This is a genomic window from Ruegeria sp. G2, from assembly GCF_056533505.1.
Genome location: NZ_JBQFON010000001.1, coordinates 354,154 through 379,148, shown reverse-complemented (window position 1 = coordinate 379,148; position 24,995 = coordinate 354,154). Strand labels below are relative to the sequence as shown.

At 56.2% G+C, this 24,995-nt stretch carries 21 protein-coding genes; 16 read left to right on the top strand and 5 right to left on the bottom strand.

All coding sequences use genetic code 11. The annotated features are described in order from the left end of the window. Positions 1–2 precede the first annotated feature (2 nt). The 7 genes from ACR0DU_RS01845 to ACR0DU_RS01815 all read left to right on the top strand — a co-directional run bounded on the left by ACR0DU_RS01845 (position 3) and on the right by ACR0DU_RS01815 (position 10,218). On the top strand, positions 3–629 hold the full coding sequence (locus ACR0DU_RS01845) for an ImuA family protein (RefSeq protein ID WP_480872164.1): 627 nt from the start codon (positions 3–5) through the stop codon (positions 627–629). Positions 630–672: 43 nt separating this feature from the next. Then, on the top strand, positions 673–1,887 hold the full coding sequence (locus ACR0DU_RS01840) for an MFS transporter (protein WP_480872162.1): 1,215 nt from the start codon (positions 673–675) through the stop codon (positions 1,885–1,887). Beyond that, positions 1,884–2,480 (top strand): YceI family protein, encoded by a 597-nt coding sequence (locus ACR0DU_RS01835; RefSeq protein WP_480872160.1) that lies wholly within the window; start codon positions 1,884–1,886, stop codon positions 2,478–2,480. The genes ACR0DU_RS01840 and ACR0DU_RS01835 overlap by 4 nt, the downstream gene beginning before the upstream one ends. An 80-nt stretch (positions 2,481–2,560) precedes the next feature. Continuing rightward, on the top strand, positions 2,561–3,784 hold the full coding sequence (locus ACR0DU_RS01830; protein ID WP_010439558.1) for an MFS transporter: 1,224 nt from the start codon (positions 2,561–2,563) through the stop codon (positions 3,782–3,784). A 102-nt stretch (positions 3,785–3,886) separates the two neighbouring features. Next, positions 3,887–5,605 (top strand): methionine--tRNA ligase, encoded by a 1,719-nt coding sequence (gene metG, locus ACR0DU_RS01825; protein WP_480454725.1) that lies wholly within the window; start codon positions 3,887–3,889, stop codon positions 5,603–5,605. A gap of 293 nt (positions 5,606–5,898) precedes the next feature. Next, positions 5,899–7,077, top strand: coding sequence for an efflux RND transporter periplasmic adaptor subunit (locus ACR0DU_RS01820; protein WP_480872157.1), 1,179 nt, complete (start codon positions 5,899–5,901; stop codon positions 7,075–7,077). A gap of 3 nt (positions 7,078–7,080) precedes the next feature. Beyond that, positions 7,081–10,218 (top strand): efflux RND transporter permease subunit, encoded by a 3,138-nt coding sequence (locus tag ACR0DU_RS01815; protein ID WP_480872155.1) that lies wholly within the window; start codon positions 7,081–7,083, stop codon positions 10,216–10,218. A 73-nt stretch (positions 10,219–10,291) separates the two neighbouring features. Here ACR0DU_RS01815 and glpD read toward each other — a convergent pair whose 3' ends face one another. Then, positions 10,292–11,860, bottom strand: a complete 1,569-nt coding sequence (gene glpD / locus ACR0DU_RS01810; protein ID WP_170778917.1) for a glycerol-3-phosphate dehydrogenase — start codon at positions 11,858–11,860, stop codon at positions 10,292–10,294. Between the two features lie 192 nt (positions 11,861–12,052). Between glpD and ACR0DU_RS01805 the strand changes: the two genes are divergently transcribed. The 6 genes from ACR0DU_RS01805 (at position 12,053) to ACR0DU_RS01780 (ending at position 16,778) form a co-directional block, all read left to right on the top strand. Continuing rightward, the gene (locus tag ACR0DU_RS01805) at positions 12,053–12,814 is read left to right on the top strand and encodes a DeoR/GlpR family DNA-binding transcription regulator (RefSeq protein ID WP_170778919.1); all 762 of its coding nucleotides are present in this window, start codon (positions 12,053–12,055) and stop codon (positions 12,812–12,814) included. A gap of 101 nt (positions 12,815–12,915) precedes the next feature. Beyond that, positions 12,916–13,071: a DUF5993 family protein gene (locus tag ACR0DU_RS01800; RefSeq protein ID WP_010439542.1), complete on the top strand. Its 156-nt coding sequence runs from the start codon at positions 12,916–12,918 to the stop codon at positions 13,069–13,071. Positions 13,072–13,082: 11 nt separating this feature from the next. Next, a complete protein-coding gene (locus ACR0DU_RS01795; protein ID WP_480872153.1) occupies positions 13,083–13,652 on the top strand; it encodes a disulfide bond formation protein B in 570 nt (189 codons plus the stop codon). Between the two features lie 34 nt (positions 13,653–13,686). Then, positions 13,687–14,049, top strand: a complete 363-nt coding sequence (locus ACR0DU_RS01790) for a DUF3302 domain-containing protein (RefSeq protein ID WP_170421206.1) — start codon at positions 13,687–13,689, stop codon at positions 14,047–14,049. Between the two features lie 21 nt (positions 14,050–14,070). Next, complete coding sequence (locus tag ACR0DU_RS01785) at positions 14,071–15,216, top strand: HlyD family secretion protein (RefSeq protein ID WP_480454722.1); 1,146 nt, start codon at positions 14,071–14,073, stop codon at positions 15,214–15,216. An 11-nt stretch (positions 15,217–15,227) separates the two neighbouring features. Then, entirely contained in the window at positions 15,228–16,778 is a 1,551-nt protein-coding gene (locus ACR0DU_RS01780) for an efflux transporter outer membrane subunit (RefSeq protein WP_480454721.1), read from the top strand. Positions 16,779–16,781: 3 nt separating this feature from the next. Here ACR0DU_RS01780 and mprF read toward each other — a convergent pair whose 3' ends face one another. Next, positions 16,782–19,388, bottom strand: a complete 2,607-nt coding sequence (mprF, locus tag ACR0DU_RS01775) for a bifunctional lysylphosphatidylglycerol flippase/synthetase MprF (RefSeq protein ID WP_480872150.1) — start codon at positions 19,386–19,388, stop codon at positions 16,782–16,784. A gap of 91 nt (positions 19,389–19,479) precedes the next feature. Then, positions 19,480–19,908, bottom strand: coding sequence for an Lrp/AsnC family transcriptional regulator (locus ACR0DU_RS01770; protein WP_170778927.1), 429 nt, complete (start codon positions 19,906–19,908; stop codon positions 19,480–19,482). 86 nt (positions 19,909–19,994) lie between these two features. Here ACR0DU_RS01770 and rocF point away from each other — a divergent pair, with 86 nt between their 5' ends. From rocF to ACR0DU_RS01755, 3 genes are read left to right on the top strand one after another with little or no spacing between them, the layout of a single operon-like run. Next, positions 19,995–20,915, top strand: coding sequence for an arginase (gene rocF / locus ACR0DU_RS01765; RefSeq protein WP_170778929.1), 921 nt, complete (start codon positions 19,995–19,997; stop codon positions 20,913–20,915). Next, positions 20,915–21,835, top strand: coding sequence for a citrulline utilization hydrolase CtlX (ctlX, locus tag ACR0DU_RS01760; protein WP_170778930.1), 921 nt, complete (start codon positions 20,915–20,917; stop codon positions 21,833–21,835). The genes rocF and ctlX overlap by 1 nt, the downstream gene beginning before the upstream one ends. A gap of 6 nt (positions 21,836–21,841) precedes the next feature. Next, positions 21,842–22,885 carry an ornithine cyclodeaminase gene (locus ACR0DU_RS01755; protein ID WP_480872148.1) on the top strand — a complete coding sequence of 348 codons (1,044 nt, stop codon included), beginning with the start codon at positions 21,842–21,844 and terminating at the stop codon, positions 22,883–22,885. A 50-nt stretch (positions 22,886–22,935) separates the two neighbouring features. On the opposite strand, the gene ACR0DU_RS01750 is transcribed toward ACR0DU_RS01755, so the two are convergent. Further along, positions 22,936–24,339: a TRAP transporter large permease gene (locus ACR0DU_RS01750; RefSeq protein WP_480872147.1), complete on the bottom strand. Its 1,404-nt coding sequence runs from the start codon at positions 24,337–24,339 to the stop codon at positions 22,936–22,938. Positions 24,340–24,342: 3 nt separating this feature from the next. After that, on the bottom strand, positions 24,343–24,972 hold the full coding sequence (locus ACR0DU_RS01745; RefSeq protein WP_480872145.1) for a TRAP transporter small permease subunit: 630 nt from the start codon (positions 24,970–24,972) through the stop codon (positions 24,343–24,345). Between the last annotated feature and the right edge of the window lie 23 nt (positions 24,973–24,995).

Sequence of the window (24,995 nt, the reverse complement as noted above, 5' to 3'; positions counted from 1 at the left end):
GCATGTCCACCCATCTTCTTGGCCGCAAGCCCGCGCGCACCCCGCCCGGGGTGGCCCTGCACCCACAGATCAGCCTACAACTGGCCCGTGTGCACGAGGCCTGCGGCCCTGCTCGACGCAGTTTTGCCCTGTGGGTGGCGGGGCAAACTCAGGGTCCGGTAATGTGGATTGCCCCGGCGTGGGAGGTCGTCCAGCTGCATCCCGAAGGCATGTTACCTTTTGCTGACCCGTCCCGGTTTCTGCTGATCCGCCCTGATAAACCCGAGGACCTATTGTGGTGCATGGAAGAAGCCTTGCGCAGTGGTGCCGCGCCCCTGGTTATCGGCGACCTGCCCGGCCCGCCGGGTCTGACCCCTGTTCGGCGGTTGCATCTGGCCGCCGAACAGGGTGGCACATCGGGTCAGGCCCCTCTGGGACTGTTGCTGACACCTGACGATGGCGGCGCGCAGGGGATCGAGACGCGCTGGCATATGGAGCCGACTTATCGGGACGAGGCCTGCAGTTGGCACCTGACCCGCCGCCGCGCCCGCGCCCTGCCCCCGGCCAGTTGGCACGTGACGCGGACGGCCCCCCATTTCGGCCTGCAGTTACAACAGATCAAAACCGGAAACGCACCCACGTTCACATAACTTGTGACTGGTCAAAGCAGAACTTGCACCCTAGCGTGCCCGCATGACACATCCGATCCATGACAGCCGATACTCCTGGCTTCGCCTGCTGATCACTCTGGCCATCGCAATGGTGGTCAATGTGGGTATGTGGGCTGTGGTTGTCGTGATGCCCGCCATCGAGGCCGATTTTGGAGCAGGCAGAGCTGCCGCATCGATGCCCTATACGCTCACCATGATCGGTTTTGCCTTTGGCAACATGTGGCTTGGCAAGCTGGTGGATAATCTGGGCGTGACAAAGGCTCTGATCGGGGCCGCCCTCTTAAGCGCATTAAGCTATTTGCTGGCCACCCTTGCACCGAACATTGCCCTCCTTTCAGTCGCGCATCTGTTGCTGGGTCTTGGAACATCGATCGGGTTTGGACCACTGATCGCCGATATCTCGCATTGGTTCATGCGCAGGCGCGGGGTTGCTGTGGCGCTGGTGGCCAGCGGCAACTATCTGTCAGGTGCAATCTGGCCCACGCTGTTATCGGGCATTCTACAGCGCGAAGGATGGCAACAGGTTTACCTGAGCCTCGCCCTCATCACTCTGGTCGTTGTCATACCCCTGTCACTGCTCTTGCGTCGCCAAGTTCCGGTCGAAGCGCACAGCACCGCAGCAGCAGCAGCACAGATCAAGGCTCAGAGCGTCGGCTTTTCACCCCGCGCCCTGCAATACATCCTCGGGTTGGCGGGTATCGGCTGCTGCGTGGCAATGTCGATGCCACAGGTCCATATCGTGTCCTATTGCATCGGCCTCGGCTACGGCCCAGCGGTCGGGGCTGAAATGCTGTCACTAATGCTACTGGGAGGTGTGGTCAGCCGAATAATCTCGGGGCTGGTTGCGGACCAATTGGGTGGACTTTCCACGCTGCTGATCGGCTCGACCCTGCAATGTATCGCATTGTTCCTGTTTCTGCCCTACGACGGAATGGTTTCGCTATACGTTGTCAGCATGCTGTTTGGATTGGCGCAGGGTGGTATCGTGCCAAGCTACGCGCTGGTTGTGCGCGAATACATGCCGCCACAAGAGGCCGGCGCGCGCGTCGGCTTAGTCTTGATGATGACCATTCTGGGCATGGCTCTGGGCGGCTGGATGTCCGGCTGGATCTACGATGTAACCGGCAACTATCAACTCGCCTTTATCAACGGCATCGTTTGGAATGGCATGAACATCGCCATCCTGCTGATGCTCTTGAAACGCTCAAGGCCACGCGGCGACACGGCATTGGCATGACCGACCTCACGCGCCGCACACTCATCGCTGGCCTTGCGGCTCTACCGTTCGCGCGCGACGCTCATGCAGCACTCACCCCGTACGTTCTGGCAACGGCGCGCAGCTCGGTTGAATTTACCTACACTCTGTCTGGCACAGCACAAACAGGTACGATGCCAGTTCAGACGGCGCAGATTCTAATCGACACGAGACGCCTTCAAAACAGTAGGGTCGATGTTGTGATGGACGTGGCCCGAGCTCGTACGAAATTGCCCTTTGCGCGCGGTCCAATGCTAGGCAGTAGCGTGTTGAACGCTGCCCGATATCCAACCATTCGGTTCGTCACGACCAAAATTCAACTTGGACCCACTGGTCGCATCTCGGAAGGCGCGACAGTAACGGGTGATCTGACAGTGCGTGATGTAACCCGTCCCGTAACGCTGAAAGCCGATCTTTATCGAAGACCGGGCAGCGCAGTGGATGATCTAGACAACCTGTTCATAAGGTTGGTGGGCGCGCTTAATCGGCACGAATTTGGTGCGTCAGGCTATCCTGATCTGGTACAGCCAATGATTGGTTTAAACATCCGAGCTGAAATCATTAAACAGTATTAACCAAGGAACGCCAAAAAACGACGCTAAGGTGTCGAATAGACACGCGCAATTCGTGACAATAAAGACAAGCTGCCCCCATCATGCGTACGATCATTTCATTTGCCGCACTTTTTCTTTCGGTCATACTATTGCAATTGTCGACCGGCGGTGTCGGGCCATTGGATGCGATCTCGGGCCTGACACTGAACTTTTCGACAGAACAGATCGGTCTGTTGGGGTCTTCGCATTTCCTCGGCTTTTTCATTGGCTGCTGGTGGGCACCGCGCCTGATGGGAAGCGTCGGACACTCGCGCGCATTTGCCGTTTGCACCGCCTTGGGTGCGATGGGGTTGTTGGGACACACGCTGACTGAGAACCCCTATGTTTGGGCCATCCTACGGATCGCGTCGGGCACTTGCGTTGCCGGGTGCTACACGGTGATTGAGGCGTGGCTAAATGCAAAGGTCACAAATGAATCACGTGGACGTGTGATGGGAAGCTATCGCATCGCAGATCTGGGCGCCTCGCTTTGCGCGCAGTTGATCATCGCGGTTCTGCCTCCGGCATCCTATGTTTCATATAATCTTCTGGCCATCTTATGCTGCGCATCGCTACTGCCTTTGACGCTAACACGCGCGAGCCAACCCAAAACCCCGGACGCACCACGCTTACGGCCCCGGCTGGCGTGGCAAAACTCACCGCTTGCAGTGGCCGGAGTGATCGTCGCGGCCCTAAGCTCGGCCTCATTTCGAATGGTCGGCCCGGTTTACGGTCAGGAGGTGGGGCTGGCTGTAGATCAGATTGCGTTCTTTCTGGCCTCATTCGTTCTGGGCGGCGCGCTGGCGCAGTACCCGCTGGGTTGGCTGGCCGACAAATATGACCGACGCTGGGTGTTGATCTGGTTATCGGCCGCAGCGGTCTTAAGTTGCGGCATCACAATGTTGGCCAGCGGAACCGGCACAGTCGGCGTCATGCTGACAGCGGGCTTTTTCGGCCTGACCACATTCCCGATCTTCTCGGTTTCATCAGCCCATGCAAATGACTTTGCCACCACCGAACAACGCGTGGAACTGGCCGCGGCGCTGATGTTTTGGTACGCGCTGGGGGCGATTGCCTCACCATACATCTCATCCACGTTGATCCAGCAGTTCGGCCCTGGCGCCCTATTTGCCTTCGTGGCTCTGGGTCATGCATTCCTGATCGTGTTCGGCCTTGCCCGCATGCGCTCTCGCCCAACGCCCGACGAACGGACAAATTACGTCTATGCGCCGCGTACTTCGTTTACGATTGGCAGATTGCTGAAAGGTTCGCGTGAAAAGCACTAAGCGCGATTTCAGTGTGAAATACACAGAGTCGCAAAACCCGGCCTTTTGCTAACCGCCGACATACTGTAGACGGGCGCGCAGACAGTTATCTGGAAACGCAAAATGGCTCGGATTCTCATCACCTCGGCGATCCCTTATATCAACGGGATCAAACACCTCGGCAATCTGATCGGCTCGCAGTTGCCCGCCGATCTATACGCGCGCTATCTGCGTGGTCGGGGGAATGAGGTCATGTTCCTGTGCGCAACCGACGAACACGGCACCCCTGCGGAACTGGCTGCGGCGAAAGCGGGCAAACCCGTCGCGGAATACTGCGCCGATATGTATGCGGTGCAGGCAGACATCGCCAAACGCTTTGGTCTGAGTTTTGACCACTTTGGCCGTTCATCCAGCGATCAGAACCGTAACCTGACCCAGCACTTCGCAGGCAAACTGGATGAGGCCGGGCTGATCCGCGAGGTCAGCGAGAAGCAGGTTTATTCAAACGCCGACGGCAGGTTTCTACCTGACCGTTATATCGAGGGTACATGCCCCAATTGCGGCTATGATCGCGCGCGTGGTGATCAGTGCGAGAATTGCACCAAACAGTTGGACCCGACCGACCTGATCGAGCCCCGCTCAGCGATTTCCGGTTCGACTGATTTAGAGGTGCGCGAGACCAAGCACCTGTATCTGCGCCAATCCGCTATGAAGGATCAGTTGGATGCGTGGATTGACAGCAAGACTGACTGGCCGATCCTGACCACCTCGATTGCAAAGAAATGGTTGCATGATGGCGACGGTCTGCAGGACCGCGGGATCACCCGCGATCTGGATTGGGGTGTTCCGGTTAAGAAAGGCGATCAGGACTGGCCTGGAATGGAAGGCAAGGTCTTCTACGTCTGGTTCGACGCGCCCATCGAATACATCGCCTGCGCAAAGGAATGGGCGGATGCCAACGGTAAGTCCGATGCCGAGTGGGAATGCTGGTGGCGCACCGACAAAGGCGCAGATGACGTGCGTTACGTCCAGTTCATGGGCAAAGACAACGTGCCGTTCCACACGCTCAGCTTCCCGGCTACCATTCTGGGATCGGGCGAGCCGTGGAAGATGGTCGATCACCTGAAATCATTCAACTATCTGAACTATGACGGCGGCCAGTTCTCAACCTCACAAGGGCGCGGCGTGTTCATGGATCAGGCGCTGGAGCTTCTGCCTGCCGACTACTGGCGCTGGTGGCTTTTGAGCCATGCGCCGGAAAGCAGCGACAGCGAATTCACCTGGGAAAACTTCCAGCAATCGGTCAACAAAGACCTCGCTGACGTTCTGGGCAACTTTGTCAGCCGGATCACCAAGTTCTGCCGCTCCAAGTTCGGTGAGGCCGTTCCGGGTGATGGTGAATATGGTGAGCATGAGCAAACGCTTATCGCAGAACTGACCCGACGCATCCGCGCCTATGAGGGCCACATGGAAGCAATGGAAGTGCGTAAATCTGCGCAGGAGTTGCGGGCGATCTGGGTCGCGGGCAACGAATACCTGCAGGCCGCGGCCCCCTGGTCAACTTTCAAGGAAGACCCGGCGCTGGCTGCGGTTCAAGTTAGGCTGGGGCTGAACTTGATCCGACTCTATGCGGTTCTGAGCGCGCCGTTTATTCCTGAAACTTCGGCAAAAATGCTCAGCGCGATGAACACGCTGGACACTAGCTGGCCTGATGACGTCGACGCCGCACTGCGTGCCCTACCCGCAGGCCACGACTTCACGGTTCCCGATGTGCTGTTCGCCAAGGTCACCGATGAGCAACGTGAAGACTGGCAGAATCGCTTCGCAGGGACGCGTAAATAACAACAAATCTTCATCTGTGAATGCAGCGGCAGAGGGCTGAGCAATCCTCTGTCGTGTTTTATTCAGCAGACCCACTGGCCCTAAAAAGGTGCCCTTTCCTCTGCAAATCTGCTGTTGGCGCAAGCTAAGTCTGCCAATTGGAAAGAAATTCTTTATCATCTGAACTTCGCAGGAAGTCTCAACATGCTTGAGAAACTGCGCCAAACCCGCCATCCTGCCTGAAACATCACTCGACTCGTCCGCGCATATCTTATGCCCGGGCGCATTATCTTTAGTATGAACGAGGCGCCATCATGTCCTTTGCATTTAAGAAGCCCACATACCGCCGTCGCGGATATTTCAGGACAATAGGCGCATCTCTCGCTGTAATCGCATGGTCCATCCTTCCGCACTCAGTTACGGCACAGGATCAGTCAGACGCCCCCGCGCCAAAGGTCTCGATCGCGGCGGCCTATACAGAAGAGATTACTGATCAGGCGACGTTTATTGGGCGGGCCGAGGCCATCGACAAGGTCGACATCGTCGCGCGCGTCAGCGGGTTTCTGGACAGTCAGAACGTAGATGACGGCGCCCCCGTGTCTAAAGATGACTTGCTGTTCACGATCGAACCAGACCTTTACCAAGCAACTCTGGAAGCGCGCAAAGCTGATCTTGACCGCGCCGAGGCCAACCTTGAACTGGCCAAAGTCGATCTGGCACGTAAGGAAGAACTGTACAAGCGAGACGCCACACCCGAATCCGAACGTGATATCGCACGTGCCAACGAATTGGTTGCGGAAGCCGAGGTAAAAGCTGCGAATGCGGCCATCCAGCAGGCCGAGCTTGATCTCAGCTATACCCAGATTCACGCGCCATTTTCTGGTCGGATCGGTCGGGTCGAAATTAGTGTTGGCGACGTCGTCGGCCCCAATAATCCACCCCTCGTCACGCTGGTTAGCGAGGCCCCCATCTACGTGAATTTTTCATTGAACGAGAAACAGTTCACCTCGGTTCTTGAACAAATTGGTGAAGATCCAGCGACCCTGGCAGAAAGCAACAAAAGTCCAAACGTCCATGTGACCTTGCCGAATGGAACCGCACTGGATGAGACAGGCGAAATCATTTTTGTAGATAACCGCATTGACCCGTTGACTGGTGCGATCACCCTCACAGCTCAGTTCGAAAATGCCAAACGTCTGCTTGTCGATGGCGCGTTCGTAAACGTCCAGATCGAAGCGTTGGAGCCAACGCTGCAGGTCTTGATCCCTCAAGCGGCCCTGCAACGTGACCAACGCGGGGAATTCGTATTGGTCGTCAATGACAAACAGATGGTCGAGCAGCGCTACATCACAACCGGAGACCCCGTCGACTCGGCCATTATCGTAACGGATGGTCTGCGTGAGGGCGAAAGTGTGATCGTCGAAGGTCTGCAGCGCGTTCGTCCCGGCGTCGCCGTCGATGCCGTTGTCGCCTCTGAGCAGCCAGGAGAATAACAGATGTTCTCTGCCCTGTTCATCAGCCGGCCCAAGCTGGCGCTTGTAATTTCGCTGGTCCTGACCATCTTGGGCGGGATCGGTTATATGGTTCTGCCGGTTGCGCAATTCCCTGATATCACGCCTCCGGTTGTCAGTGTAACCGCCACCTATACCGGCGCGAATGCCGAAACTGTCGAGAACACCGTAGCCGCGCCAATCGAGGCGCAGGTCAACGGCGTGGACGACATGATCTATATGACGTCAACTTCGTCAGATAACGGTTCTTATTCTCTGAATGTAACGTTTGAAGTTGGCACCGATCCTGATATTGCATCGGTCAACGTGCAGAACCGCGTCGCGCAGGCCATGGCCTCGTTGCCGAGCGAAGTGACCTCATCGGGCGTGGTAACCCAAAAAGCGTCAACAAACATGCTGCTGCTGGTCACGCTGACCTCGCCCAATGGCACGTATGACAGCGTGTTTCTTTCGAACTATGCCTCGATCAACCTGAAAGACGCGCTGGCACGCGTTCAGGGCGTAGGTAAGGCGGATGTTCTGACCAATCTGGAATACGCGATGCGGATATGGATGGATCCGGATAAGATGGCCGCGCTGTCGATCACTCCGGGTGATGTCATAAACGCAATCCGCGAGCAGAATATCGAAGTATCGGCTGGATCGATTGGATCACCGCCTGTTCCAGAAGGGCAAACCTTTCAATACACGATCAAGACCAAAGGCCGCCTAACCTCCGCTGATGAGTTCGGAGATATCGTTATCCGCACCGGGGATGCAGGCGCGATCGTACGTGTCAAAGACATCGCACGCACAGAACTTGGTGCGCAGTTTTATTCAGCTTCGGGTTACTTTCAAAGCGTTCCGGCAACGGTTATCGGTATCTATCAGGCCCCTGGCGCGAACGCGCTTGCGGTTTCCGAACGTGTTGAAGCCGAGCTAGACCGTCTGTCCCGAGCCTTTCCGTCGGATGTAGAATATGCCGTTCCGTTCAACACGACAGACTTTGTGGAACAATCGCTCAATGACGTGGTGTCAACACTGATCCTGACATTCATACTCGTGATTACGGTCGTGTTCATATTCCTTGGCAGTTGGCGCGCGACTATTATTCCCGCGGTGGCAATTCCCGTTTCACTGATTGGAACATTCGCTTTCCTTCTGGCATTCGGCATGTCGCTCAATACGATCTCTCTATTTGCGCTGGTGCTAGCCATCGGCATCGTGGTGGATGACGCCATTGTCGTAGTTGAAAATGTCGAGCGTATCATCGCGGATGAAGGGCTGCCTCCTGCGGAAGCGACACGCAAAGCGATGGGCCAAATCACCGGTCCGGTGATTGCGACAACCCTGGTTTTGCTGGCAGTGTTCGTACCCGTCACTTTTATGCCTGGCATTTCAGGGCGGCTTTATTCTCAGTTCGCAGTCACGATCTCGACCGCTGTTGTGATCTCATCGATCAACGCCCTGACATTGTCCCCGGCCTTGTGTGGGTTGGTTCTAAAGGCACGCTCCGGTCCCCCAACCGGGCTGCTGGCTGTGTTCGAAGGGTTCATCGGTACGATGCGCAACGGATATACCGCAATCGTACGAAAATTGCTGATCTTGCCGGTGATTTCACTGGGCATCATCGCAGCCTTCGCTGCCGGTACAGGGTCCATCATGGGTGCCACCTCGAAAGGGTTTATCCCGCTCGAGGATAATGGCTATCTGTTTGTCGACCTCCAACTGCCCGACGCCGCAACTCTGGAACGCACCGAAACTGTCTCGGCACGTCTGGATGCGCAGATCCAAGAGATCCCCGGTGTTGCGAGCACCGTTCTGGTGAACGGGTTCTCGCTGCTGAACGGTACGACGACAAACGGAGCAGCCATTTTCGTCAACCTCACCAACTGGGAGGAGCGGCAAGAACCTGATCTAAGCGCCGATGCCATCCTGGGCAAAGTTCTGGCGATTGCAAACCAGGAATCCGCAGCGTCGATTGTGGCCTTCAACCCGCCACCCATTCAGGGCTTGGGCATGTCCGCTGGCGTGGAAATGGAGGTACAGCAAACCGGAGGCGGATCGCCGCAGGATCTGGCCTCGGCTGTTGGCTCATATGTTTATGCCGCGAACCAGCGGCCTGAAATCGCACAGGCCTACACCACTTTTCGCGCTAACGTCCCGCAGCTTTTCGTTGATCTGGACCGGGAAAAAGCCAAGACGCTGCAGGTCTCGGTGGCCGAGATCTTCCAGACCATGCAGGCGCAGCTTGGTTCATATTACGTAAACGACTTTAACCTGTTTGGTCGTGTTTACCGCGTCATGATCCAAGCCGAAGGCTCGTACCGGAACAAGGTCGAGGATATCTCGGACCTCTATGTACGCTCCACCAAAGGCGAGATGGTGCCGTTGGGCACATTGATCGACGTCGAGAACGTACTGGGCCCGGTTCTGCTGAAACGGCACAATCTGTTCCGTTCTGCGACTGTGACCGCAGTTCCAGCGGCCGGATTGTCAACCGGTGACGCCATCACCGCTATGACCGAAGAATCGGCGACCGCTCTGCCCCCCGGTTATGCTTTTGAATGGACCGGGACCGCGCAACAACAGCTGGCATCAGGCAACCTGGTTGTCGTGATCCTAGGATTAGCAATCCTGTTCGGGTACCTCTTCCTTGTCGGCCAATATGAAAGCTGGACGATGCCCGTTTCGATCCTGATGTCGGTGACCGTGGCCTTGTTCGGTGCCGTCGCAGCGGTGGCAATCGTGGGCAGCGACATCAACCTCTACACGCAGATCGGGATGATCATGCTGGTCGGGCTTGCGTCAAAGAACGGGATTCTCATCGTCGAATTTGCGATGGAACAAAGGGCCAAGGGGCTGTCCGTTAAAGACGCCGCGGTCGAAGCTGCCTTCCAGCGTTTCCGCGCCGTGATGATGACCGCGTTGTCCTTCCTGCTGGGCGTGGTTCCATTGCTGGCGGCAAATGGTGCCGGGGCGGCAAGTCAGAAGGCCATTGGTGTGGCCGTATTTGGCGGTATGCTTGCTGCGACACTGTTCGGCGTCATTCTGGTTCCCGTCCTCTATGCCGTTATGCAAAGCATGCGAGAGTGGATCAAAGGGAGCAAGAATGATCCAGGACCGTCAGAGGAAACCGCGTAAAAACGGCAATAAAACGAATACGCCCCGCAGAACAGCGGGGCGTTTTTTTCGTGTGAAGCGACTGGTTGTTGCGTTACCGATTTGTCATCCAGTCATCGAGCCGATCAATCTGCTCGGGGCTTAGTCGTAGTCCCAACTTGTTGCGGCGCCATATAACGTCCTCGGCGGTGCGCGCGTATTCCTTGTCCATCAACCAGACAAGTTCGGTCTCGGTCAGGGTCGCCCCAAAATCCTCGCCCAAATCGGTCTGATCTTTGGCCGCCCCCAGAATGTCCCAAGCTTCGGTGCCGTACGCTCGGACCAGCCGATGCGCCCAAGCTTCGGTGAGGAAAGGATAATCCGTCTGCACCTGCCGGACTAAATCTGGCGCACCATCAACGGGGAAATCTCCTCCGGGCAGCGCTACCCCGGCCGTCCAAGGCCCTGCAAGATCTGGGAAGTACTCTCCGATCTTCTCCAACGCGCTTTCCGCGAGGCGCCGGTATGTGGTGATTTTGCCGCCAAAGACATTCAGAACCGGAGCGCCGCCTGTGGCATCAACCTTCAGCGTATAGTCTCGGGTCGCTGCGGTGGCACTGCTTGCGCCGTCATCATAAAGTGGACGCACGCCGGAATAGGTCCAGACGATATCAGCACGTGTCACCGGTTTCTTAAAATACTTCGTGGCAAATGCGCATAAGTACTCCTGCTCGGCCTCGGTGCAAACTGGCCGCTCCGATGGATCAGAATGATCCTGATCTGTGGTGCCAATCAGGGTAAAATCCTGCTCGTAAGGAATGGCAAAGATGATGCGCCCATCCTCACCCTGAAAGAAGTAGCATTTGTCGTGATCAAACAGTTTGGGCGTCACGATATGACTGCCCCGCACCAACCGGACCCCTTCGCGTGAATTTATGTGGATCTTGGTCTGAATGATATCGCCCACCCACGGGCCACCTGCATTGATCAACATCTTTGCCAGAATTGTCTCAGTCTCACCGCTCTGCTGATCACGGATCGTGATATGCCACATGTCATCAACACGCCTGGCCGCAAGAACTTCGGTCCGAACCCTGATCTTCGCGCCCCTTGCCTCAGCGTCACGGGCGTTCAGAACCACCAGCCGAGAATCTTCGACCCAGCAATCCGAGTATTCGTAGGCTGTTTCGAACTTGTCTTGCAAAGGCGCGCCCTCAGGCACAGAGCGCAGGTTCAACGCGCGCGTTCCCGGCAGGATTTTGCGGCCGCCAAGATTATCGTACAAAAACAAACCCAACCGGATCAGCCAGGCCGGCCGTCGCCCACGCATCCATGGCATCACCGTACTCAGCAATCGCGAGGTTGGCGTCTCAGAATCAAAACGCATATCGGCGTGATACGGTAACACGAAACGCATCGGCCAACTGATATGCGGCATCGCGCGCAGCAGCGTTTCCCGCTCTATCAGAGCTTCGCGGACCAAACGGAACTCAAAAAATTCCAAATACCTTAGCCCACCATGGAACAGTTTGGTCGACGCCGAGGAGGTGGCAGACGCCAGATCGTTCATCTCTGCCAAGGTGACAGACAATCCCCGCCCCGCAGCGTCCCTTGCAATTCCGCACCCGTTGATGCCGCCACCGATTATGAAAAGATCGGTTACCTGACTGCTGTCTGATGACATATCCAAACGATTCCCCAAAAGTGGCAGTTTCGATGGCATTAGCATCACAACACTTCGTATCGTCAACATAACTTTTCGTAAATGTTCGGTTGCAATCAAAATTCTCGAAATTTTTGCAATAACTGTACAATAAGTCTTGTCAGTTTCAAAAAATAGAACAAAAACGAACTATCCCAAGCGCAGAGCTGATCTATGTCACTATCCTTCCGTCAATCAGACATTCTTGAAATCGCCAATGTAGAAGGTCGCGTTACCGTCGACGGACTGGCCGAACGCTTTCAGGTGACGGTTCAGACCATCCGCCGCGACCTGTCCGAGTTATCAGATGCAGGAAAACTGGACAGGGTGCACGGAGGGGCCGTTCTGCGTTCGGGCGTGTCCAATATTGGTTACGAAGACCGGCGTGCCCTGAACCATGAGGCCAAGATTCGCATCGCCGAACGCTGCGCAGCTGATATTCCGGAAGGCAGCTCGATCTTTATGAATATCGGCACCTCGACCGAGGCCGTCGCACGACAATTGCTCGACCACAAGAACCTGATGGTCGTAACCAACAACATGAACGTGGCCAATATCCTTGTAGAGAACCCGGATTGTCAGATTGTCGTTGCAGGTGGTGTTCTGCGCCGATCGGATAGCGGGCTGGTAGGCAATCTGGCAGTTTCAACCATCCGACAATTCAAATTTGATCACGCCATAATTGGGTGCTCGGCCTTGGATTTGGACGGAGATTTGATGGATTTTGACCTACAGGAAGTACTGGTCAGCCAAACAATCATTGAACAGGCACGACAGATCAGCCTCGTCGCTGACAATTCCAAGTTCCGCAGAACCGCACCTGCGCGCATAGCGTCGCTGGCGGATATTGATACGGTTTATACAGATTCTGACTTTCCTGAAACGCTGGCCCGGAAATGCAATGACTGGCAAACGCAAATTATGGAATGCAAATAGCCCTCCACTGCGCCTTTCGGTTGTCTTTGCTTGCCAGACCACAATCCAGATGACAAAGTCGTGATCAATTGCAATTGGCGCAAGGGGGGCGGCAGCGGACCATGATCGCGCTTTTATTTTCGTTACTTACAGTCACAATGGGATTAAATTACTTTGGCCGGACAAACGCCGGAATGGCCCTGTTTCTGATCACTCTGGCGTTGAGCGTCTATTGGCTGAAATTCCACGCCACCAGCACGCTCACCATTCAGTTGTAGGGAGCGATTCAATGACACCTGAACTGTCTCGCACCCTGAATGCCGTTGGCGCATTTGCTGTCAGCCTCGTACTTGTATTGGCCTACGCCTATCAGTTTTCGCTGAACGAGTTGCCCTGCCCGCTTTGTTTGTTGCAGAGGGTCGGCTTTGTCGCCGTCGGCGTTGGACTTGGGCTGAACCTGCTTTACGGAGCGCGCGCGCGTCACTATGCGCTGATGCTGCTTGCCGCACTTTACGGAGGCAGCGTTTCGATCCGTCAAATCCTGCTGCATATCGTACCAGGCACGGGCCACTATGGCTCTCCCGTTCTAGGACTGCACTACTACACCTGGGCCGCCATCTGCTTTTTTCTGGTCCTTCTGGGAACGGCGATCATGCTGATGTTTGACAGGCAATATGTCAGTGACGCTCAACAAGGCCCGCGTTTCGGAGGACGCGGGTTGGCCAAGGCTGCATTTTTTACGTTGTTGGCTCTGGCGGGGCTAAACGCGATCTCGACCCTGATCGAATGCGGCCCAACCATTTGTGCGGACCCGCCGACCAGTTACAAATTGATTGACGAACTGGGCAACAACAACTGAGGATGGCACAACCTTCCCAACAGGAGGCGCGAGCATGGGACTTTTGGGGCAGCCGCTAGGCTACTATGACTATTTGACATTCGTGGCGCTTATTCTGCTGTTGGCAGCGGTGATGGCGTTGTTTCTGTTCCTAATGGGCCTACCCGGACGGATTGCGATCAAACGCAACCACCCGCACGCCGAAGCCGTCAAGATCATGGGATGGATGGGTTTTTTGGCTATAGTACCGTGGGTGCATGCCTTTATCTGGGCGTTCCATGACGGGGTGACAGTCGACATGCGCCGTGGCCCTGATGAAGAACGCAAAGCGATCCGGGATGAGATCAAGCGTCTGGGCGGCACCGTTAAACCGGAATACCAAGACCCGCTGGACACCGACGAAACCAAGCAAGCCTAACGCCAAAGGAATTCAGCACTCATGTTTGTCGCCCTTGGCATCACGCTGTTCTACATCATTTTTGTCTGGTTCATCTTTTTCAAGATGGAATGGCTGAAATTCAACATCATGTGGGGGATCGTCTCGTTCTGGGTCGGCGCTCATCTGCTGCTGATCTTTTTGGTCGCGCTGCGGTTCTTTCAGCCCTTCTCAGTCGACAGCCACGTTGTGCGGTCCACGATCCAGATCGTACCGCGCCTGACACAGCCCACAATCCTGTCCGAGGTTCTGGTAGAGCCCAACACATGGGTCACGAAGGGCGATCCGCTGTATAAGTTCGACGACACGGTGTTTTCGCTGGCCGTGGACAAGGCAAATGCGCAACTGGTGGCGGCGCAGCAAAACGCGAAAATTCTCGAACAGGACGTCATCGCTGCAAGCGAAGCGGTTGAGCGTGCAAATGCGCAATTGGCGTATGCCCAAACGGAACAGGCGCGATACGAGAACCTTGTTCCGGCTGGTGGGGCACGTCAGGACGAACTAGATCGCTGGAACGAACAGGTCGCGGAAGATCAGGCGAAAATCAAAGAGGCTCAGGCCAATCTGGAAAAGGCCAACCTCGCGCTGGATTCACAGATCGACGGGGTGAATACCGGCATTCTGGAAGCTGAGGCCCAACTGGCCGAAGCAGAGTACTTTCTTGAAAACACAACGATCTACGCCCCTGAAAATGGCATGATCGTTTCGCAACAGGCCCGCCCGGGGATGGTTGTGGGGGAAATTCGTCTGGGTGCCATTGCCAGCTTCGTCACTGAAGAAAGCCCCTATATTCTGGCCACCTTCCGACAGCAAAATCTCAAATTCGTAGAAGTCGGCCAACCGGTTGAAGTTGCGCTGGACCTGTACCCCGGCGAAATTCTAACCGGGAAGGTCGAAGCCGTCTGGTGGGCCACACGGCAAGGCCAATACCTGCCCTCAGGCCGCCTGCCCGGCTTTGAGCTGCCGAAGCTTCCCGGTCGGATCGCTGTTCAAATCTCAGTCGATGTGCCTGAGGGGCACACCTTCCCCGCTGGTGGCCATGCGGCCGTGGCAATCTACACGGGCATGGGCCAAAGTTTTGAGTTTCTGAGGCGCATCAATATCCGCCTCTATTCCTTCGCCAACTTCATCCGGCCACTGGATATCTGAGGATGCGTACGATGACACTCCGCCGGTTGTTGGGCACCGCCCTTTGCGCTGCCACCCTCGCCGCCTGTACACCGGTCGGGCCTGATTTCGTGCGTCCCAACTCTCCAGTTGTGAAGCAATGGATGGAGGTCAACAACCCCAGCGCGGGTCAAAGCGGGCTGACCTCGCGCAGCGCCCCCGTTGTGCGCTGGTGGGAGACATTCAACGATCCGACGCTGAACAAACTAATCGCCGAAGCCTATGCGCAAAACCTGACCTTGCAGGTCGCAGGTGCCCGCGTACTGCAGGCCCGCGCGCAGCTTGGCATCGCATTTGGTGAGCTTTACCCGCAATCACAAGCCGTGGGCGGTTCGCTGCAACGTCGACAGATCAGCGACAACCTTGGGCCGATTTCGGATATCCGGCGTATCATCCCTTTGGACACCGAATTCTCAACCTCGCAAGTCGGTTTTGATGCGCAATGGGAGCTAGACGTTTGGGGCCAGCAACGTCGCGGCGTACAGGCCGCGCGGTCTAACCTTGCACTACAGGTCGCCAATTATGACGACGCTCTAGTAACGCTTACCGGGGACGTTGCAGCGCTGTATATCAACATCCGTTCGTTGCAGGAGGCGCTGCGCATCGCGCGGGAGAACATCACGATCCAGCAGGAATCGGCAGACCTCACCCAGTTACGCTTTAACAACGGCGTAACGACCGAGCTGGATGTGCAGGAATCAACTGCTCTGCTCAACAACACGAAGGCGCTAGTGCCCGAGCTGGAAAGCGATATCCAACAGGCCAAGAACGCACTGGCAGTTCTTTTGGGCAAAACCCCTTCCCAGATGGCGGGCCTGATTGGAAACTCGGGTCGCATTCCAACAGGGCGCAGCAACGTAGCTGTGGGAGTCCCTGCCGAATTGCTACGGCGGCGGCCCGACGTCCGCGCCGCCGAACTTGCGGCTGCCACCCAGTCGGCGCAGGTGGGGATCGCTTTGGCTGATCTCTATCCGCAATTCATCCTGTCTGGGTCGATCGGATTGCAGGCTTCGGGCGGGCGTGATCTGTTCAGCACCAATAGTGCCACGGGATTGGCCAGTGCAGGCGTTGTCTGGAATGTCCTGAACTATGGCCGCATCAAGAACAACGTCCGCGCTCAGGATGCGGCTTATCAGGCGTTGATCGCAAATTACCAGAACACTGTGCTGACCGCCTATTCAGAGGTTGAAAGTGCGATGGTCGCCTATGCACAGGCGCGCAAACAGGTCACCTTTTATCAGCGTAGCGTTGAAGCATCGCGCAAAGCTGCTGACATAGCCGTTGATCAATACCGCGATGGCATCGCCAGTTATTCCCGTATCTTGAATACACAGACTGCCCTGCTCCGTTCACAAGCAAACTTGATCGAGGCGCGGCAAGAAGTCTCGTCCAATCTGGTCGCGATCTACAAAGGTTTGGGTGGCGGCTGGCAGATCCGTCAGAATCAGGAGTTCCTACCCGAGACTGTTCTGGCCGAAATGGCCTATCGCACCGATTGGGGTGATCTGCTTGAGAAAACGCCAACACGCGCCAGCCTGAACTAAACGCTATTTCGTCAACCCGCGCAGGCCACCCGAGATCAGGATGTTAACTTCGTAGAGGATACGTGGCGCCGCCAATCCGCCGGGGCTGGCCAGATAGTTGGGGCTCCATTCCGGATCGAATTTCTGCTTGAAGGCGCGCAGGCCTTCGAAGTGGTAGAACTGCTCGCCATGTTCATAAACGAACCCACCGATCCGATTCCAAAGCGAGGCCAACTGCCGGTTCTCAATCCCTGAAAATGGTGCAGCGCCCAGCGAGAACCAGTGGAATCCCTGCTCGGAACCCCAGACCATCATCTCGGCGAACAGCGCGTCCATGACAAAACTGGGGCTGTCGGGTTCGTAACGCATCAGGTCCAGAGACAATTCGGATTTGTTTCCGCCTTGAAACAGGTTGGCGAAAGCCATGATCTTGCCTGTCTCATCCCGCAGAACGGCGTGGTTGAAATAGGACAGGTAGGCATCATCAAAGCCGCCCAGTGCAAAACCTTTTTCCTCACCCGCCTTTTGCGCCAACCAGTCGTCCGAGATCTGACGAAGCTCGGGCAACACCGGAGCAAGCTGTTCCTTGGGGATGATTTCGAACTTGTACCCTTCACGCTCGGCCCGGTTCTTGGCCTGACGAAACCGTTTGCGCGATTTTCCATCCAGAGAGAAATCCTGCAGCGGCACGCGGGCCACTTCTCCGATCTTCAAGATAGATAGGCCGAGGTCGAGGAAAGTTGGCAGATACTTGGTCGATACACTGTAGAAGGCACAAAGCTTGCCTTCGCGATCGGCCATTTCTCGCAATTGCCAGATCAGTTGTTGCCCTGCCTTTTCATCTCCCACCGGCTCACCCTTGGTGATGAGCGCGTTGCCAGTATCGGCATAAGCGAGGAATGCGGTTTCGTCGGGTGAAATCAGGAATTGCTTGTCGCCCGTAAGCGAAATCTGAGACTCGGTGTCTTCGCTTTCCATCACAAGCCGTTCCACGACTTCGGGAATTTCAGTGCGAACCGGAGCCGGAATTTCTCTCCCAAACAGAGAGTCCACCGCCACAATGCCAAGGATCACAGCGACAACAAGGCTTGAGCGTAGGAAACGTGAGGCATCGCCGCTCCAGGCAAAATCCCACCACAAGGCGTTCTCGTATTCAACATGGGAATAAGCGAACAACCCGATCCAGAAAATTACCGCCAGCAATGCGACTACGCTGACCAACCATGGGATATTCAGCCGAAAGATCGAAGCACCACTAACCCGGTAGAAAGCCCCCCGAAACATCGCCAGAAGGCCAATCGTAAACAGCAAGGACAGGGCTTCGTGTGTATCCAGCCCCTTGGCGAGCGAGGCAAAGAAACCAGCCGCCATCAACAACATGGCCACCACCCATGCGCGATAGAGTTTGCGGAATAGTCCACGCGATACCAACAGCAGCAAAACGCCCACTGCGCTGCCTGCGAGGTGTGAGGCCTCGACAAACGACAAGGGCAGCACCGCACGCAGTACGCCAAGGTTTTGGGAACTGGAAGGTAAGGCACCTGAGACCAGCAAGATCACCCCGGCCACTGCCGCAACACCCGCGGCCACCATCGGGACAATGGGGCGGATTGCACGATAAACCCAGCTCATCGCGCCCCCGATGCGTTGGCGCTGAGTCATTGCCGATGCGACCGCAATCGACAGGCTGGCAATGGCAAATGGCAAAAAAGTATAGATCAGCCGGTACAGCAGAAGTGCAGCAATGACATCAGACCGGCCCGATGCCCCGAGGCCTGCAATCAGGGTCGCTTCGAACACGCCTATCCCACCCGGTGCATGGCTGAGGATACCCACCGCGATCGCACCGATATAGACCGCGAAGAAATATGGATAGCCAACACCCAAATCGTCAGGCATCAATACCCAAAGCGCCATGGACGCGCCGAACAGATCGCCAACTGCGGCGACTGTCAGCAAGCTGGCCAGCTTACCACCCGGCAGGTTGAACCCAAAGCCGCCATACGCCAATCGCCGCCCACCGCTTGAAAGCCAAACAAACAGAACAATCAGCCCCGCAAGCATGCAGAGGCCTATCACAGTTTCCATTGTCTCACTGATGGGCAGGACCTTGGAAATACCGTCAGGATGGATGGTAAGCAGCAGGCCCAGAAGCAGAACCAGCCCCATCCAGAACGCCACCCACGAGGTCGCGATCACCCCCGCAACGCGCCCCAAATCCAGCCCGAGCGAGGCATAGATCCGATATCGGATCGCGGTGCCGGTGATGTAAGAGAATCCAAGGCAATTCGACACCGCGTAACCGCTCGCCCCAGCCATTCCGGCAACAGGCAAAGGCACCTTTCCACCAGCCACGCTCTGCACGGCAAGGACATCATAGAATGATAGAGACAGAAAACTGAACGCCGTCCAACACAGCGCGAAGAACATGAACTTCCCAGGCTTCGCCGCGATATCACTTTGGATATCTGACCATTTCACATGTGCAGACAGGTCGTGCAGAACCGCGAGTGCTATTCCGGTGATCAGTAGCGGAACCGCAATCTTGACCAATGGCTTTTCCAACAACCCTGTTACGCGCTCGGCTAAATTTGCCACGCGCGTCTCATTGGTGCTCGCCTCTGTGGTCATACTGTACGTCCCTGCCCTATGATCTTCAGATCAGTGTTAATTCAAAGCTTTGCACGATTCTCGAATCCGTCAAAGTGGCTTGAACAGCCAGTTACGAACGGCCCTTGCGCGTAGAAAGCAACAGGTTTGTCTCGGACCGCGTGATGCCTTCCATCCGCCTGATCTGGAACAACACTTCATCAAGCTCGTCCAGAGTATCTGTGCCGATCTCGGCTATCAGATCCCAACTGCCATTGGTCGAGTGTACCGCCCGAACTTGCCGCATCGCAGCCAGCCGGGACCGGATCCGCTCGGTCCCGCGACCTTCGATTCCAAGCATCATCAATCCACGTACGGGGCTTTCCGACACACCCTGCCGGGTCACCACAGTGAACCCCACGATTTCGCCAGATTGCTTGAGACGCTGCAGCCGGCTGCGCACAGTCGTTCGGGTTACGCCAAGCATTTCGGCCAACTCTGACAGCGATGCGCGTGCGTCCCTATGCAGCGCATTCAGCAACCTATTATCCAGTTCGTCCATACGTATTTACCAAATAGAATTTTGTTGATCCAGTTTGATCAATTTGCCCTCTTCTCTCAACTCATATCGTATCGATAGATAGACTTATGAGCAAACAGAACATCATTCTCGCCGGGGTTCCGATGGATGCTGGCAAACATCGTCAGGGCTGCCGAATGGGGCCCGACGCCTACCGTGTTGCCGGGCTTGAACAAGCGCTGTCTGACCTGGGACATACCGTGACCGACATCGGCGATACTCACCCGGATCAGGTAGATGTGCCAGCAGACGCCCATCTGTTCTCGCTTCCGGAATGCGTCGGCTGGACACAGGCGTTGAGCCGGACTGCGAATGAAGTCGCAGAGCAAGGTTTGCCGATCTTCATGGGCGGCGATCACGCGCTGTCGATGGGGACGGTGACAGGGATGGCGGCACATGCGGATAAAATCGGGCGCCCGCTCTTTGTTCTTTGGTTGGATGCACACAGTGATTTTCATACACCGCGCAGCACAGATAGCGGCAATTTACATGGAACACCCGTCGCCTATTTCACCGGTCAACCGGGGTTTGAGCCCTTTCCTCCTGTAACCACTCCAATCCCAACCAATCGCGTTGGGATGATAGGATTGCGCTCGGTTGATCCAGCCGAACGCGCGGCGCTGGAAAAGGATGACGCGATGCTGGCCGATATGCGCAGCATCGATGAACACGGCATCAAGACCCCACTTCTGGCCTTTCTCGACAAAGTACGCGAGGCCAACGGCATCCTGCATGTCTCGTTGGATGTGGATTTCCTTGACCCCTCGATCGCACCAGCAGTTGGCACCACAGTCCCCGGAGGCGCGACCGAGCGTGAGGCGCATCTGGTCATGGAACTCCTGCACGAAAGCGGCCTCGTTTGTTCGCTGGACCTCGTCGAGTTGAACCCGTTCCTTGATGAGCGCGGCCGGACCGCAAAACTGATGGTCGATCTTGCAGCCTCGCTTATGGGGCGTCGCATCTTCGATCGCCCAACCCGGAGCTTCTGATGATATCTCTTCAATCTCCTTCGGTTGTAGTGATGGTGCGCCCCCATGCATTCGCGTCGAATCCAGAAACCCGAGACGACAATGCGTTTCAAACGCTGGCAAATCGATCTGCCGCAGCGACTTCAGCGGCTGCGCGGGATGAGCATGACAAAGCAGTAGAAAAGCTTCACGCTGCTGGTGTGACCGTTCATGTGTTTGACGATGAAGGTGAGCGCGATACACCCGACAGCGTGTTCCCGAACAACTGGTTTTCGACCCACCCCGGCGGTCATGTCGCCGTATATCCGATGTTCGTACCATCGCGTCGACGCGAGAGACGCTCAGATGTAATCGAGTTGCTGAAGCGGGAATATCGAGTGCAGGACGTCATCGATTATTCCGGCCTCGAACAGGACGACCTGGCGCTTGAGGGTACGGGCGCAATGGTTCTGGATCACGTGGGCCGTATTGCCTACACCGTTCGATCCAATCGCGCTGATCCGGTGTTGTTGGAACGTTTCTGTACGCATTTCAACTATGAGCCGATCGCGTTCGATGCAAAGGATGCCGAAGGACGCGATGTCTATCACACCAATGTTCTGATGGGGATCGGGACGCACTACGCGCTGATCTGTTTGGACATGATTTCCGACCCAGAACGTCGGGCAACAGTTCGGGCACGGCTTGAGGAGTCTGGTCGTACTGTCATCGATCTGTCTCATGAACAGATCGCAGATTTTGCAGGAAACGCGATTGAGCTTAGCGGCAACGATGGTCTTGTTCTGGCGCTGTCCAGCCGTGCGCTAAAGGCTCTTACGCCCGCTCAAGTCGCGGTTATCGAAGCAAGCGCAACTCCGCTGCCGCTCTCGGTTCCCACAATTGAAACAGCCGGTGGATCCGTACGTTGTATGATCGCTGGTATCCATCTTTCCCGCCGATAGGAGTCTTTGATGCAACCCTCTGATAAGGCCCTCGTGCCGTTTGTATCCGTCGACAACATGATGCGTCTGGTTCACCACGTCGGGGTCGAACAGATGATCACACAGATTGCTACGCAGATCGAAGCTGATTTCAAACGCTGGGAGAGTTTTGATAAAACGCCCCGCATCCCGGCTCACTCACCGCACGGCGTAATTGAATTGATGCCAACCTCGGATGGTGAGGCTTACGGGTTCAAATACGTAAACGGTCACCCCAAGAACACGTCTGAGGGCCTGCAAACCGTTACAGCGTTTGGCCTGCTGGCTGATGTTTATACCGGTTACCCGACATTATTGACCGAAATGACTATGCTGACCGCACTGCGGACGGCGGCAACCTCGGCGCTGGTTGGCAAGTACCTCGCACCCAAATCGGCGACGACGATGGCGATGATCGGAAACGGAGCGCAATCCGAGTTCCAGTGTCTCGCATTCAAAGCCATGTGCGGGATCGATACTGTCCGGCTCTACGACACCGATACGAACGCGACGGCGAAATGTGCTGCCAATCTGCAGGGCAAAGGGCTGACAATCGTGCCCTGCAAAACGCCAGAAGAGGCGATCGAAGGCGCTCAGATCATAACGACCTGCACCGCTGACAAGAAATACGCCACCATCCTGACAGACAATATGGTCGGCCCCGGCGTCCACATCAACGCGATTGGAGGCGATTGCCCCGGCAAAACCGAACTGCACCGCGATATCCTTCTGCGCTCGGATATCTTTGTAGAATACCCCGAGCAAACGCGGGTCGAAGGTGAAATACAGGCTCTGGAGGATGATCACCCGGTCACCGAGATGTGGGAAGTGATGACCGGACAGGCCAAAGGCCGCACCGACGATCGACAGATCACGTTGTTTGACAGTGTAGGTTTCGCAATCGAAGATTTTTCGGCACTACGATACATCAAATGTGCAATTGAAGGCACTGATTTCTATGAAGCATTGGATATGCTCGCAGACCCTGACGACCCAAGGGACCTGTTTGGGATGTTGATGCGGGCAGGATAAAGAACCCGCACATCAATAACTGTGCCCCGGCCTTTGGCCGGGGCTTTTTCTTATCCGGCCAGCGATGGCAAGTAGAGAACGATCCCCGGAAAAGCCACCAGCAGCGCGATGGTCAGTGCATCTGCAATGAAGAAAGGAGTAACACCCTTGAACACATCCTGAACGCTGAGATCAGGCCGCACCCCGGCAACGACAAAGCAATTCAGGCCAATGGGTGGTGTGATCAGGCAGAACTCGGCCATTTTCACCACAAGAATACCGAACCAGATCGCACACATTGGCCCGGACATGCCAAATGCGCTGTCTGCGGCGCTGACGGCCTCGCCCCCATTCAGGGCCATAACGGCAGGATACACGACAGGCAGTGTCAAAAGCAGCATGCCGATCGCATCCATGAACATGCCCAGCACTGCATAGGCCAGCAAGATGCAGATCAGGATCAGCATCGGCGACATCTCGAGCGAGGTGATCCAGTCGGAAAACGCTCCGGGCAGATCAGCGAATCCCAAAAAGCGGACATAAATCAGAACGCCCCAGATGATCGCAAAGATCATGGCGGTTAGTTTGGCGGTTTCAAGCAAGGCCGACTTGAACTCTGGCCAGCGCATCCCATGGATCAGGGCAAAGCAGAACACGATGAACGCCCCAATGGCTCCTCCCTCGGTCGGAGTGCCCCAGGCCTTGTCGCCAAACGGGTTATAGACGAAGCAGATGATGATGAGGATCACTGCCACGATGGGCAACGCGCCCGGAAGCGCCGCAAATCGTTGTTTCCAGGTAAATCCTGTCACAGGTGGCCCGACGGATTTAAAAATCACGGCGATGCCAACGATCAACAACCCATAAATCACCGCCGAGAACGCACCGGGAATAAAACCCGCTAGCAGCAGTTTTCCCACATCCTGCTCGACGATAATCGCATAAATCACAAGAATCGCGGATGGAGGGATAAGCGAAGCCAACGTCCCTCCAGCGGCGACCACCCCGGCGGCGAAGCGCTTGTTGTAGCCGACGGCCAGCATCTCGGGGATGGCGATTCTTGCAAAAACGGCTGATGTGGCGACCGAGGCGCCTGAAACCGCTGCAAAACCGGCGGTTGCAAATATTGTTGAAACTGCCAATCCGCCGGGCACCCATGCCACCCAGCGTTTTGCCGCCTCGAACAGGGCGCGCGTCAGCCCGGCGTAATAGGCCAGATAGCCGATCAGGATGAATGTCGGGATCAGGCTAAGCGTATGAGACGCCACCTTGGAATGCGGCACCTGCCCGGCCGTTTTGACCGCCACCGTCAGTGCCTTTCCAAACCGCCCGGGATCATACCCAAACTTGGCCCAGAATATCCAAATAAGGCCAACCAACCCTGCCAGCCCAGCAGCAAAAGCCACGCGCATACCAGTGACGACAAGAACCAGCAGGCCGGCGGTGACCCAAAGGCCGATATCAATCGTATCCATGGGTCAGTTACGTCCTTCGAATTGTTCAGCCTCGGCTGCGGCTTGTGCGGCGGCATCTTGTATCAACGGGACGGCCACCGGGGTTTCGAGCCCCAGCAAGAACGCGCGTCCATAGCCCCAGACCTGCAGGACCAGCCGAGCACAAAGAATCGAAAAAGCAACGGGCGCCAACAGCTTGGCTGGCCAAATAGGAATCCCGATATCGATTGAGCTGTCGCGGCTCCACATCGGGGCGCCAAAATCAAAGGAGCGGTCGAAATGGGACCAACTGCCCCAAACCAGTGCCAGCATCAGCAGCAGGATCAACAGAACCGAGATCAGTTCGAACAACCACAGCGCCCGCCCTTTCAGGCGCGAGATCAAGATATCCATTCGGATATGCCCGCCATCGCGTTGCACAAACGAAATGCCCAGAAACGCGATCAGGGGCATCGCCTGTTCTATCCAGTCAACATAGCCGGGCAACGGCGCATTCAAGGCGTTTCGGCCGCTGACTGACACAACAGCCAGCACCATCAGTCCGAAGACCGCAAATCCACTGATCAACGCCATAAAGCGCTCCAGTCGCAACAATCGGTGATCCAGCCGACTTATAAGACTGCCATCCTCAAGCACCGTGGCATGTCCTGCCATCTCAGCAACCCTTTGATTGTAGG